The organism is Pluralibacter sp. (assembly GCF_019237635.1).
Classification (GTDB): Bacteria; Pseudomonadota; Gammaproteobacteria; order Enterobacterales; family Enterobacteriaceae; genus Enterobacter_B.
This window is the reverse complement of the sequence record NZ_JAFAGS010000007.1, coordinates 1-12899: the sequence shown is the minus strand read 5'-3', so window position 1 is coordinate 12899 and position 12899 is coordinate 1. Positions and strand designations below refer to the sequence as shown.

The 12899-nt window shown below is 58.1% G+C and carries 13 protein-coding genes; 9 read left to right on the top strand and 4 right to left on the bottom strand.

Going from position 1 to position 12899, the window contains the following annotated elements:
* The first annotated feature begins 67 nt into the window (after nt 1-67).
* The 5 genes from JO226_RS00765 (at nt 68) to JO226_RS00745 (ending at nt 5391) form a co-directional block, all read left to right on the top strand.
* On the top strand, nt 68-853 hold the full coding sequence (locus JO226_RS00765; protein ID WP_293478189.1) for an SDR family oxidoreductase: 786 nt from the start codon (nt 68-70) through the stop codon (nt 851-853).
* Nucleotides 854-917: 64 nt separating this feature from the next.
* Nucleotides 918-2372, top strand: a complete 1455-nt coding sequence (locus JO226_RS00760) for an FAD-binding oxidoreductase (RefSeq protein WP_293478187.1) — start codon at nt 918-920, stop codon at nt 2370-2372.
* Nucleotides 2356-3780 carry an MFS transporter gene (locus tag JO226_RS00755; RefSeq protein ID WP_293478287.1) on the top strand — a complete coding sequence of 475 codons (1425 nt, stop codon included), beginning with the start codon at nt 2356-2358 and terminating at the stop codon, nt 3778-3780. The genes JO226_RS00760 and JO226_RS00755 overlap by 17 nt, the downstream gene beginning before the upstream one ends.
* Complete coding sequence (locus JO226_RS00750; protein WP_293478185.1) at nt 3758-4540, top strand: electron transfer flavoprotein subunit beta/FixA family protein; 783 nt, start codon at nt 3758-3760, stop codon at nt 4538-4540. The genes JO226_RS00755 and JO226_RS00750 overlap by 23 nt, the downstream gene beginning before the upstream one ends.
* On the top strand, nt 4537-5391 hold the full coding sequence (locus JO226_RS00745; RefSeq protein ID WP_293478183.1) for an electron transfer flavoprotein subunit alpha/FixB family protein: 855 nt from the start codon (nt 4537-4539) through the stop codon (nt 5389-5391). Before JO226_RS00750 ends, JO226_RS00745 begins: the two co-directional genes overlap by 4 nt.
* On the opposite strand, the gene JO226_RS00740 is transcribed toward JO226_RS00745, so the two are convergent.
* The 4 genes from JO226_RS00740 to queD form a co-directional block, all read right to left on the bottom strand.
* Nucleotides 5380-5955: a glycerol-3-phosphate responsive antiterminator gene (locus JO226_RS00740; RefSeq protein WP_293478181.1), complete on the bottom strand. Its 576-nt coding sequence runs from the start codon at nt 5953-5955 to the stop codon at nt 5380-5382. The genes JO226_RS00745 and JO226_RS00740 overlap by 12 nt on opposite strands.
* 19 nt (nt 5956-5974) lie before the next feature.
* Nucleotides 5975-6247 (bottom strand): ferredoxin family protein, encoded by a 273-nt coding sequence (locus JO226_RS00735; RefSeq protein ID WP_293478179.1) that lies wholly within the window; start codon nt 6245-6247, stop codon nt 5975-5977.
* The gene (locus JO226_RS00730) at nt 6238-7506 is read right to left on the bottom strand and encodes an FAD-dependent oxidoreductase (protein WP_293478177.1); all 1269 of its coding nucleotides are present in this window, start codon (nt 7504-7506) and stop codon (nt 6238-6240) included. Before JO226_RS00730 ends, JO226_RS00735 begins: the two co-directional genes overlap by 10 nt.
* A gap of 66 nt (nt 7507-7572) precedes the next feature.
* Complete coding sequence (queD, locus tag JO226_RS00725) at nt 7573-7938, bottom strand: 6-carboxytetrahydropterin synthase QueD (protein ID WP_293478175.1); 366 nt, start codon at nt 7936-7938, stop codon at nt 7573-7575.
* Nucleotides 7939-8242: 304 nt separating this feature from the next.
* Between queD and cysJ the strand changes: the two genes are divergently transcribed.
* The 4 genes from cysJ to JO226_RS00705 form a co-directional block, all read left to right on the top strand.
* Nucleotides 8243-10045: an NADPH-dependent assimilatory sulfite reductase flavoprotein subunit gene (cysJ, locus tag JO226_RS00720; protein WP_293478173.1), complete on the top strand. Its 1803-nt coding sequence runs from the start codon at nt 8243-8245 to the stop codon at nt 10043-10045.
* Entirely contained in the window at nt 10045-11757 is a 1713-nt protein-coding gene (gene cysI, locus JO226_RS00715; RefSeq protein ID WP_293478171.1) for an assimilatory sulfite reductase (NADPH) hemoprotein subunit, read from the top strand. Before cysJ ends, cysI begins: the two co-directional genes overlap by 1 nt.
* 15 nt (nt 11758-11772) lie before the next feature.
* Complete coding sequence (cysH, locus tag JO226_RS00710; protein ID WP_293478169.1) at nt 11773-12507, top strand: phosphoadenosine phosphosulfate reductase; 735 nt, start codon at nt 11773-11775, stop codon at nt 12505-12507.
* 200 nt (nt 12508-12707) lie between these two features.
* Nucleotides 12708-12899, top strand: a 192-nt coding sequence (locus JO226_RS00705; RefSeq protein ID WP_293478167.1) for an HD domain-containing protein, incomplete at its 3' end; no start/stop codon positions are given.

Genomic DNA, 12899 nt, shown 5'->3' with positions numbered 1-12899 from the left:
GTGACTTCCCTCTCGCAGGGGAAGTTGCCTTTCTTTTTTTTTGCTTAAAGGATTTTGGAGACACATTATGTCAATCGAGTCACTCAACGCATTCTCAATGGATTTCTTCTCCCTGAAAGGTAAAACCGCGATTGTCACCGGCGGCAACAGCGGCCTGGGTCAGGCTTTCGCAATGGCGCTGGCGAAAGCAGGCGCCAACCTGTTTATCCCAAGCTTCATTAAAGATAACGGTGAAACCCGTGAGCTGATTGAGCAGCAGGGCGTTCAGGTCGAGTTTATGCAGGTGGATATCACCGCCAAAGGCGCGCCGCGTGAGATTATCGCCGCCTGCTGCAAACGCTTCGGCAGCGTCGATATTCTGGTGAACAACGCCGGGATCTGTAAGCTTAACAAGGTGTTGGATTTTGGTCGTGCCGACTGGGATCCGATGATTGACGTCAACCTGACGGCGGCATTTGAGCTGAGTCACGAAGCGGCGAAAATAATGATTCCGCAAAATTTTGGGAAAATCATTAATATCTGTTCACTGTTCTCTTATTTAGGTGGGCAGTGGTCTCCGGCCTATTCTGCGACAAAACATGCGCTGGCCGGTTTCACCAAAGCCTATTGCGATGAGCTTGGTCAATATAATATTCAGGTTAACGGTATTGCCCCCGGCTATTATGCGACAGATATTACATTGGCCACCCGCAGCAATCCTGAAACTAATCAACGGGTACTCGATCATATACCAGCGAATCGTTGGGGTGACACTCAGGATTTAATGGGGGCAATGGTCTTTCTTGCCAGCCGCGCATCTGATTATGTCAATGGCCATTTACTGGTTGTCGATGGCGGTTATCTGGTTCGTTAATTATTAATCCTTAATCGGGTGGTTTCTGTTTCTTATTTAATTTTCGTAATGGAAAGGAATTATTATGTCTTTGTCCCGTCAGGCTATTGTTGAGCAGATAAAAGAAATTGTTGGTCCTGAGCGCGTTATCACCGATGAGAACGTGCTCAAGAAAAACAGTATTGACCGTTTCAGAAAATATGCGGATATCCATGGCGTCTATACGTTGCCGATTCCGGCGGCGGTCGTCCGACTGGGCTCGACCGGGGAAGTCTCCCGCGTGCTGTCTTTTATGAACCGGCACAAGATAAACGGCGTGCCGCGGACCGGCGCGTCGGCCACCGAGGGAGGGCTGGAAACGGCCGTCAAAGACTCTCTGGTGCTCGACGGTTCCGCGATGAACAAGATTATCCGCATCGATATCGAAAACATGCAGGCAACCGCCCAGTGCGGCGTGCCGCTGGAAGTGCTGGAAAACTCGCTGCGTGAAAAAGGTTACACCACGGGGCATTCGCCGCAGTCGAAACCGCTGGCGCAAATGGGCGGGCTGGTCGCTACCCGCAGTATTGGCCAGTTTTCCACGCTGTATGGCGCCATCGAGGATATGGTGGTGGGCCTGGAGGCGGTGCTGCCTGACGGCACCGTCACCCGCATTAAAAATGTGCCACGCCGCGCCGCCGGGCCGGATATCCGCCACATCATCATCGGCAACGAAGGCGCGCTGTGCTACATCACCGAAGTGACCGTGAAGATCTTCAAATTCATGCCGGAAAATAACCTGTTCTATGGCTATATCCTTGATGACATGAAAACGGGCTTCAACATCCTGCGTGAAGTGATGGTGGAAGGCTATCGCCCTTCGATAGCCCGTCTGTATGACGCCGAAGACGGTACCCAGCACTTTACGCATTTCGCCGACGGCAGGTGCGTGCTGATCTTTATGGCGGAAGGTAACCCGCGGATCGCGAAAGCCACCGGTGAAGGGATCGCCGACATCGTATCCCGCTATCCGCAGTGTCAGCGCGTGGACAGCAAGCTGATCGAAAACTGGTTCAACAATCTGAACTGGGGGCCGGATAAAGTCGCAGCAGAGCGGGTGCAGATCCTCAAAACCGGCAATATGGGCTTTACCACCGAGGTGTCAGGGGACTGGAGCTGCATCCATCAGATCTACGAGCGCGTGATCCAGCGGATCCGCAATGAGTTTCCGCACGCCGATGATATCACCATGCTGGGCGGTCACTCCTCTCACAGCTATATCAACGGCACCAACATGTACTTTGTCTACGACTACAACGTGGTGGGCTGCAAACCGGAGGAGGAAATCGATAAGTACCACAATCCGCTTAACAAAATCATTTGCGAAGAGACGATTCGCCTTGGCGGCTCAATGGTTCACCACCACGGCATAGGCAAACACCGCGTGCACTGGAGCAAGCTGGAGCACGGGAGCGCCTGGGCGCTGATGGAAGGACTCAAACGTCAGTTCGATCCAAACGGCATCATGAACGCAGGTACTCTCTATCCGTTGGAAAAATAACGCGCGTAACGGCTTCCCGTGCGGGAAGCCGTTTTTTGCAAAAGGGAAAGCTATGAACGCGTCACCGGTACGTATGGACGATTTACCGCTTACCCGATTTCACTGGCGCATCGCCGGACTTACCTTTGGCGCGCATCTGACGGACGGCTACGTGCTGGGGGTCGTCGGTTACGCCATGATTCAGCTACAGCCGCAGATGCAGCTGACGGCCTTGCAGGAGGGGTTGATCGGCGCTTCAGCGCTGTTCGGCCTGTTTCTGGGCAGCCTGTTCCTGGGCTGGCTATCGGACTACATCGGACGCCAGCGTATCTTCACCTTCAGCTTCCTGCTGATCACCCTGGCGTCCTTTTTACAGTTTTTCGTGACCTCGCCGGAGCCGCTCATTTTACTCCGGGTTCTCATCGGCTTTGGTCTTGGCGGCGACTATTCAGTCGGCCATACGCTACTGGCGGAGTTCTCGCCTAAACGCTATCGCGGCATGCTGCTTGGCGCGTTCAGTGTGGTCTGGACTATCGGTTACGTGCTGGCGAGCGTGGCCGGACATGTGTGGATAGACAGTTTTCCCGACGCCTGGCGCTGGCTGCTGGCGTCAGCTTCCGCTCCGGCGCTGCTGATAACGCTGCTGCGGGTGGGTACGCCGGAATCCCCGCGTTGGCTGATGCGCCAGGGAAGGATCGGTGAAGCGCATGCGGTGGTTCGTCGCTTCCTGGGCGCCAACGTTCTGCCGGGCGATGAAATCGCCAGCGTCACCACGCGCCACATCAGCACGTTGTTCTCTACTCGCTACTGGCGGCGAACGGCGTTTAACAGCATCTTTTTTATCTGTCTGGTGGTGCCGTGGTTTGTGATTTACACCTGGTTGCCGACCATCGCGCAGCACATTGGGCTGGAGGATGCCCTGACCGCAAGCCTTATCCTCAATGCGCTACTCATCGTCGGTGCGCTGCTGGGGCTGGTGCTGACCTGGTCGCTGTCCCGCCGCCGGTTTCTGATAAGCAGTTTTGTGCTGCTGGCGGTCACGTTGACGGCGCTGGCCTTAACGCCAGCCAGCAACAGCACCGCCATCCTGCTGCTGTTTGTCCTGTTCAGTACGGCAATTTCGGCCGCCAGCAATCTGGTGGGGATCCTCCCGGCGGAAAGTTTCCCGACCGATATCCGATCGCTTGGCGTCGGTTTCGCCACGGCGATGAGCCGACTGGGCGCGGCAATCAGCACCGGCCTGTTGCCGGTGGCGCTGGTGTCGTGGGGGATGCGTAATACGCTGCTGGTACTGGTCGCAGTGCTGCTGGTGGGGTTGCTGGTGTCGCTGTTGTGGGCGCCGGAAACCCGGAATTTATCGCTGGTGGAGGCGGCCGGGGGCGCGTCGACGCCGCAGGGGAAGGGAAATGAACATTCTGTTGGCGTTTAAAGCGGAGCCGGACCTGTCGATGCTGGTCGACTCGGACTGGCAGCAGGCGGCCTGCGCGAACCAGGCGCCAGATCCCTCGCTGATGCGGGTGGTGATGGGCAACGACGAACAGGGCGCCGCGGAACTGATGCTACAGGCGAGGGATATCGACCCTACGCTGGCGCTGGCGGCCATTACGCTTGGCGACGATCGCGCCGTCGGGCTGCTGCGTCACCTGGCTGCGCTGGGCATTGGTCAACGTACGTTACTGCACAGTGCGGCGGATAGCCGGTTTTCTCCCGCATGGGTGGCGGAGCAACTGGCGCAGCAGGTACGGCGGTTAAGCAGCGAGATGGTGCTGGTTGGCACCCAGAGCAGCGAGGGGCAAAACGGGCAAACCGGCTGGTTGTTGGCGGAGATGCTCGGCTGGCCGTGCCTGACGCAGGTGAGCCGCTTGCTTCCGGCGTCCGACGCAATGGCGGTTGAGTGCCGTAGCGCCACGCACATCAGTCGCTGGCAACTGCGACAGCCTGCGGTTCTGATGGTGCAAAACCGCGGCCAGCTGGCGCTGCGGGTCCCCGGAATGCGGGCGCGGCTGGCGGCGGCGCGGGCGGAGGTTGAGGTTGTTGAGGCTACACCGCCTGGCGAACCGCGGCTTCAGTGCCGGGCGCTGGCGCGTAACGCGCAGTTGCGGGCGGGGCGGGTGATTGCGGGCGGCAGCGCGCAGGAGAATGTGCAGCAGCTGTGGCGGGACGGACTGGCAGAAAGGATGAGGCGATGAAGATTGCGCTGGTCATACGAAATCTGGATGAGGGCCATGCCCTGACGGCGTTTCTCGAAAATTGCGGGCTGGCGGAGACCGACCGGGTTTGCTGGCAACTGACGGGAGAGTGCGCGCTGCCGGAACAGTGGCTGGCGCCGCTGGAAGACGCGTTTCGCCATACTCCTGCGGACCTCGTTCTCTTTGCTGGCGGAATGGTCGGCGATGAGCTGGCCACGCGGCTGGCATGGCGTTTACGGGGCTGCGGAGTCTGTCAGGTTCGGGCATTTGACGCCGTAAAAGGGACCGTCTCCCGGGCGGTATACGGCAACGCCTTGAACGCAGAGCTGGCGCCGGGCCGCGCGCCGTTGTGCCTGTCTTTGGCGACGGGATATGCGGGAAATACACGGCAGGCGACGGGGCTGCCGGTCGATACGCTGCTGCATCCCGCACCGCTACGTGCTGGCCTTTTACCGCCGGCGCACCAGGATATTGCGCAAAACCCGTTGCTGTGCGCCTTGCGGGTGCTGGCGTGCGGGCAGGGAGCATTCGGCGTGGAGAGCGAAAGGCTGGCGCAGGCGTTAGGCGCTGAGGCGGGTTTTTCCCGCCAGCGGGTGATGTCCGGCGGCTGCGACGAGCAGCGGATGCTCGGGATTTCCGGGCATCAGGTTGCGCCCGCGCTGTGTTTTGTCGTCGGCGCGTCCGGCGCGTCGGCATTTATGGCCGGGGTTGAGGCAAGCCGCTACATCGTGGCTATCAATCATGACCCTAACGCGTCGGTGTTTGCGGCGGCGGATATCGGCGTCGTGGGGGACGCCGCGGAGGTGCTTGAAGCGCTCGCTACCTGTTACCAGCAAGCGTCAGTTCAGTAATTTCGCCAGTTTCCAGACGTCGGTATTGGTGGTGGAGAGCGCGGCGACGCCTGCGGCCATCGCGTTGCGCGCATCTTCTTCATCGCACACCAGCCCGCCCGCAATCAGCGGCTGACGGACCTTTTCCGTTACCCATCCCAGCACTTTCGGCATACACCCTGGCAGGATCTCAATGCAGTCGGCGTTGGATTGCGCCACCTGTTTATCAATGTTGTGAAAAGAGATGGAGTCGACGATGAACAGACGGTGAATACAGAAATAGCCTTCCGCGCGAGCGGCTTTCAGCATTGCGGCTTTGGTGCTGATAATGCCGTCGACCTGGGTGACCAGCTTCAGAAACTGAATGACAACCTCTTTATTGGAGGCGCCCTCAAGCAAATCGACATGCACAAACGCGAATTTCCCCGCCTGTTTGATTTTCTGCACGATGCTGCTGATGGTGCAGATATTGCCGTACAGCACGGAGATAAACTGGCACTCGGAGGCGATGGCAAGCTGCAGGCTGGCGTTATCTTTAACCGCGGCGATAACCGGGTTTTGTCGTAACTGGTGGAGTAAAGGCACGCGGTGATCCTTAGTAAAGTTAACCAAAACGTAAGACGATGCCGGAACCTGACGGCGGATAGCGCCAGGCGCTGAGCGCCGCATCGCCCACCATTAACCGACAACAGCCGCACTCAAGGCAGCCCTGATGATGAAATATCAGCCTGCCATCGGCATCGCGCTGAAACAAGCCTGCGGGACAGATCTTTTCCAGTAATGCCGCCTGCTGTTCATCCACGTCATCCTGTAGGTCGATGTGAGAACGGCGGTCAGGGTGATAGCAGTTTTGCGCCAGGCTTTCGCTTACAGACATTGCAGGCTCCTTATTATATCGGCGGTCAGGCGGCGTAGCCCCCTGCGGCGGCCGTGGCGCAGCAGGATGCGCCATAGCGCAGGATTCACGTCGGCATCGGCGCGGCTCAGGTCGGCCATCACCCCACTGCACAACGTGGGCCATGCCTGATACCAGCCGCTGCGCTGTAGCAGGGCGGGCAGCCGCTGATAGCGTTTGAGCTGCCGCCAGAGCAGGCTTTTTTGCAACTGGCGATCGTACAGCGCATGCAGCGGAATGTCCGGTGTGCGGCGGGCGGCGATCAGCGTATCCGCCGCTGCCCTGGCGCTCAGTACCGCCATATCCATACCGCGAATGGTAAACCCGGCGTTGATGCAGGTGCGTAGCGTATCCCCGACCAGCAGCCACCCGTTGCCTGCCCGTTGTCCCGGCAGGCTGTTAAGCCCGCCCTCAGGCACCAGATGGGCACCATACTCCAGCGTTTGCGCGCCGCGCAGCAGCGGGCGTAGCGTGGGGTGCTCCTTGAGTTGAGAAAGCAGGGCGGATGCCGCCGCAGGGCCATCGCGCAGCGACGCCAGCGGGGCAACAATGCCGAGCGACAGCGACTGGCGGTTGGTATACAAAAATGCGCCCGCCGGTTTGCTGCCACACAAGTTGCCGCTAAACAGCCATGCCGCGCCCTGATGCGCCTCAAGATGAAAACGCTCTTCGAGGCGGGCAGGCTCCAGCGCCAGGGTTTCTTTAATGCCGAGCGCCATACTGGTCGGTGACGGTGAGGCTATCAGGCCGCTCTGTTCCGCCAGCAGGCTATTCGCCCCTTCCGCCAGCACCACGACGCCCGCGCGCAGCAGTTCACCATCACACAGCACGCCCGTCACGCGGCCGTGCTCCCGGTGCAGCGCGTCCACGGTTACGCCGTACAGGCACTGCGCGCCAGCCGCTTGCGCCTGTGCGGCATACCAGGGGTCAAAATGCGCGCGCAGAATACTCCAGGACGGGCTGGCCGGTTGCTGGTGGTTAAGCGTGGTCGCGCCGCTGTCGGTCAGCAGAGAAAAATGTTCGTGGGTGATGGCGCGCTCCAGCGGCGCGTGGTCGGTAAAGCCGGGGATGATGTCGTTGAGAGCGTAGCCGTAGAGTCGACCGCCGGAGAGGTTTTTTTGGCCTGGCTGTTCGCCACGCTCAAGCAGTAGCACTGACAGCCCGGCACGGGCGCAGAGGAGTGCGCAGGTCGTGCCCGCTATCCCTGCGCCAATAATGATAATGTCAAAATCGTCCGCCATCCTGCGCTCCTGCATTCAAGAACGCTTCACCCTACCATGGCGGTATCCGGGGCGAATTGACCCTTATCACTCCCCGCGATAAATGCAGCCTGCGGTGCAGGTTTCTTTGATCATGACTGCGCTCAGCAGGGGGACCTGCGGTTTCATTTGATCCCAGATCCATTTCGCCAGCACTTCGCTGGTGGGATTGGACAGGCCGGGAATATCGTTCAGGCAGTAATGATCGAGACGATCGTAAGTCGGCTTAAACGCCGCCTTCAGCTCAGCAAAATCCATGATCCAACCCGTATGCGGATCCACCTCGCCGGTGATTTCCAGACGAACCATAAAGGAGTGCCCGTGCAGGCGACCGCACTTGTGGCCTTCCGGTACGTGCGGCAGGCGGTGGGCGGCTTCAAAGGTGAAATCTTTAAACAGGGTGGTGGACATCATGAACTCTCAAAAATGCGGAAAAAACCGGCGCATGATACCGGAAAGCGTTTTTTTTCGCATTGATTAAAACCGCCATTTACCATTGTCGCCTATTTATAACGACGGAATATGAAGGATTTCTATATTTTTCAATTAATTGAGTTATCTGTTTTGCAGGTAAGGACGATAACTAAAACAGGTTAGTCCATTTGGTTATTTATTATTTCTATCCTTTCTTTAATTGTTACTATCCCCGCCGTTAACCTTATCCCCAGTTTGGGTTTTCTCGCTTAAATTCGGCTTTGCTACTGGAACATAACGACGCATGACAACACAGGCCCCTTCTTCCGCATTGCTTCCGCTAAACCCGGAGCAGCTGGCACGCCTGCAGGCAGCCACAACCGATTTTTCTCCCACCCAGCTTGCCTGGGCGTCCGGCTATTTCTGGGGCATGCTGAACCAGCATCCGGGCGCGGTGGCGTCTGCCCCCGCGCAGGCGGCGGAGGTGCCGGCGATAACAGTGATTTGTGCCTCTCAGACCGGCAATGCTCGCCGCGTGGCGGAGGTGCTTCGCGATGATCTGCTGGCGGCAAAGCTGAATGTGAATCTGGTTAACGCCGGAGATTACAAATTTAAGCAAATCGCATCAGAAAAACTGCTGCTGGTGGTGGCGTCTACCCAGGGTGAAGGCGAACCAGCGGAAGAAGCGGTCGCTCTGCACAAATTCCTGTTCTCGAAAAAAGCGCCGAAGCTCGACAATACCGCGTTTGCGGTGTTCGGCCTTGGCGATACCTCCTATGAATTCTTCTGCCAGTCCGGCAAAGATTTCGACAGCCGTCTGGCGGAACTCGGCGGCGAACGCCTTCTGGACAGGGTCGATGCCGACGTTGAATATCAGGCCGCGGCGGCGCAGTGGCGCGAGCGGGTGGTTGAAGTGCTGAAAGCGCGCGCGCCAGCGGCGACGGGCGCTCTCCCGGCGAGCGCGACCGGCGCCTTCAACGAGGTTCATACCAGCCCGTATACCAAAGACTCGCCACTGACGGCGACGCTCTGCGTTAACCAGAAGATTACCGGCCGCGATTCACAAAAAGACGTGCGTCATATCGAAATCGATTTAGGCGATTCCGGCCTGCGCTATCAGCCCGGCGACGCGCTGGGCGTCTGGTACCAGAACGACCCGGCATTAGTGAAAGAGCTGGTAGAGCTGCTGTGGCTGAAAGGCGACGAGCCGGTCACCGTTGAAGGTAAAACGCAGCCGCTCTCTGAAGCGTTGCAGTGGCAGTTCGAGCTGACGGTGAACACGGCAAATATCGTTGAGCATTACGCCACGCTGACCCGCAGCAAAGCGCTGCTGCCGCTGGTGGGCGACAGGGCGAAACTTCAGCACTATGCCGCCGTGACGCCGATTGTCGATATGGTGCGGTTCGCGCCGGCGCAATTGGATGCAGAGGCGCTGACTGGCCTGCTGCGCCCGCTGACGCCGCGCCTGTACTCTATTGCCTCTTCGCAGGCGGAGGTGGAGAGCGAAGTGCATGTCACTGTAGGCGTAGTGCGTTATGACATCGAAGGACGCGCGCGCGCCGGTGGCGCTTCAAGTTTCCTGGCCGATCGCGTGGAAGAAGAGGGCGAAGTGCGCGTCTTTATCGAACATAACGATAACTTCCGTCTGCCGACCAACCCGCAAACGCCGGTGATTATGATTGGCCCCGGTACCGGTATTGCGCCGTTCCGCGCCTTTATGCAACAGCGTGCGGCTGACGGGTCTGGCGGAAAAAACTGGCTGTTCTTCGGCAACCCGCACTTCACTGACGACTTCCTCTACCAGCTGGAGTGGCAGCGTTACGTGAAAGAAGGTGTGCTCTCGCGCATCGATCTGGCCTGGTCCCGCGACCAAAAAGAAAAAGTCTATGTACAAGACAAACTGCGCGCACAGGGCGCAGAGCTGTGGCGCTGGATCAATGACGGCGCCCACATTTATGTCTGCGGCGACGCCAATCGCATGGCGAAAGACGTTGAACAGGCGTTACTGGACGTGATTGCCGAATTCGGCGGTATGGATGCCGAAACGGCGGATGAATTTTTAAGTGAGCTGCGCGTAGAGCGCCGTTATCAGCGAGATGTCTACTAATGAGCGAAAAACATCCTGGCCCACGGGTGGTCGAAGGCAAACTGACGGATGCCGAGCGCATGAAGGTTGAGAGCAACTACCTGCGCGGCACCATTGCCGAAGATTTGAATGACGGTCTGACCGGCGGTTTCAACGGCGACAACTTCCTGCTGATCCGCTTCCACGGTATGTATCAGCAGGACGATCGCGATATCCGCGCCGAACGTGCGGCGCAAAAGCTGGAGCCGCGCCACGCGATGCTGCTGCGCTGCCGCCTGCCGGGTGGGGTGATCACCACTAAACAGTGGCAGGCGATCGATAAGTTCGCCCATGACAACACGATCTATGGCAGCATCCGTCTGACTAACCGTCAGACCTTCCAGTTCCACGGTATTCTGAAAAAGAACGTGAAACCGGTACACCAGATGCTGCACTCCGTCGGGCTGGACGCGCTGGCGACCGCCAACGACATGAACCGTAACGTGCTGTGCACTTCGAATCCGTATGAGTCCGAGCTGCACGCGCAGGCCTATGAGTGGGCGAAGAAGATCTCCGAGCACCTGCTGCCGCGCACCCGCGCCTATGCGGAGATCTGGCTCGATCAGGAAAAAGTCGCCACCACCGACGAAGAACCGATCCTCGGCCAGACCTATCTGCCGCGTAAGTTCAAAACCACGGTGGTGATCCCGCCGCAGAACGATATCGATCTGCACGCCAACGACATGAACTTTGTGGCGATTGCGGAAAACGGCAAGCTGGTCGGCTTTAACCTGCTGGTGGGCGGCGGTTTGTCCATTGAGCACGGCAACAAGAAAACCTATGCCCGCACCGCCAGCGAGTTCGGCTTCCTGCCGCTGGAGCACACGCTGGCGGTAGCCGAAGCGGTGGTGACGACCCAGCGAGACTGGGGCAACCGTACCGACCGTAAAAACGCGAAAACCAAATACACCCTGGAACGCGTCGGTGTTGAGACGTTTAAAGCCGAGGTTGAGCGTCGCGCCGGTATCAAATTTGAACCTGTCCGCCCGTACGAATTCACCGGTCGCGGCGACCGTATCGGCTGGGTGAAAGGTATCGACAATCACTGGCACCTGACGCTGTTTATCGAAAACGGTCGTATTCTGGATTATCCGGGTCGTCCGCTGAAGACGGGTTTGCTGGAGATCGCGAAGATCCACAAAGGCGAGTTCCGCCTGACGGCGAACCAGAACCTGATCGTCGCCAGCGTCCCGGAAAGCGAAAAAGCGAAGATCGAAAAACTGGCGCGCGACCATGGGCTGATGGCGGCAGTGAAACCGCAGCGTGAAAACTCAATGGCCTGCGTGTCGTTTCCGACCTGTCCGCTGGCGATGGCGGAGGCCGAGCGCTTCCTGCCGTCGTTCACTGACAAAGTGGAAGCGATTCTGGGGAAACACGGTATTGCGGATGAACATATTGTGATGCGGGTGACCGGCTGCCCGAACGGCTGTGGCCGCGCGATGCTGGCGGAGATGGGGCTGGTCGGTAAAGCGCCGGGCCGTTACAACCTGCATCTGGGCGGCAACCGCATCGGTACGCGTATCCCTCGGATGTATCGCGAAAACATTACCGAATCGGAGATCCTCGATTCGGTCGACGAACTGGTTGGACGCTGGGCGAAAGAGCGTGAAGCGTGTGAAGGCTTCGGCGACTTTACGGTGCGTGCGGGCATCATACGCCCGGTGCTCGATCCGGCCCGGGATTTCTGGGAGTAACAACGAGAGGTCATTATGTCGGTACTCTTTCTTAACGCCCTTAACGAACTGCCAAACGTCGAACGCGTCCTGGCGCTCGCCGAAACCAACGCCCATCTGGAAACGCTGGACGCCGAAGGACGCGTGGCGTGGGCGCTGGAAAACCTGCCGGGCGATTATGTGCTCTCGTCGAGCTTTGGGATTCAGGCGGCGGTCAGTCTGCATCTGGTGAATTCGGTTCGTCCGGACATTCCGGTGATCCTCACCGATACCGGCTACCTGTTCCCGGAAACCTATCAGTTTATCGATGAACTAACGGACAGACTCGGGCTGAACCTCAAGGTCTACCGCGCGGAGCAGAGCGCGGCCTGGCAGGAGGCGCGCCACGGCAAACTGTGGGAGCAGGGTGTTGACGGCATTGAGAAATATAATGCAATCAACAAGGTTGAGCCGATGAACCGGGCACTGAAAGAGCTGAACGCGCAGACCTGGTTTGCCGGTCTGCGGCGCGAACAGTCCGGTAGCCGGGCGAATCTGCCGGTACTGGCTATCCAGCGCGGGGTGTTCAAAGTGCTGCCGATCATCGACTGGGACAACCGTACGGTGTACCAGTATCTGCAAAAGCACGGCCTGAAGTACCATCCGCTGTGGGACCAGGGCTACCTCTCTGTGGGCGACACCCACACAACCCGTAAATGGGAACCCGGTATGGCGGAAGAAGAGACGCGCTTTTTTGGGCTGAAGCGGGAGTGCGGGTTGCACGAAGGGTGATAAAGTCGACACTACTCACTCTATTTCAATTTCTTATCCCGGTTATTCCGGGATGTTTTTCTAGAATAGAGCAAGCTTTTTTTAGTACGAAATAATACCCAGAATTCAATGGTGAAATATGGTTTGTTGATATAAGTCACAAATATAATCTGCTGGATACGTGACCATCGATATTTCTTTCTCTGCCAGATGGAATATCTGTGGTGATGTTTAATTATTGGGGGAAAACCCGCCAGAATGAAAAGGGCGGTGGCGATGATTACCACTTACTGTGCTGGCATTCACTGGACGTAGCGGCAATGGGCTACTGGATGGTGAAGCATAATATCTATGGCCTTACTGATTATTTTCAGAAATTAGGAATAGCAGATACTGAACGGGCCGCACAATTT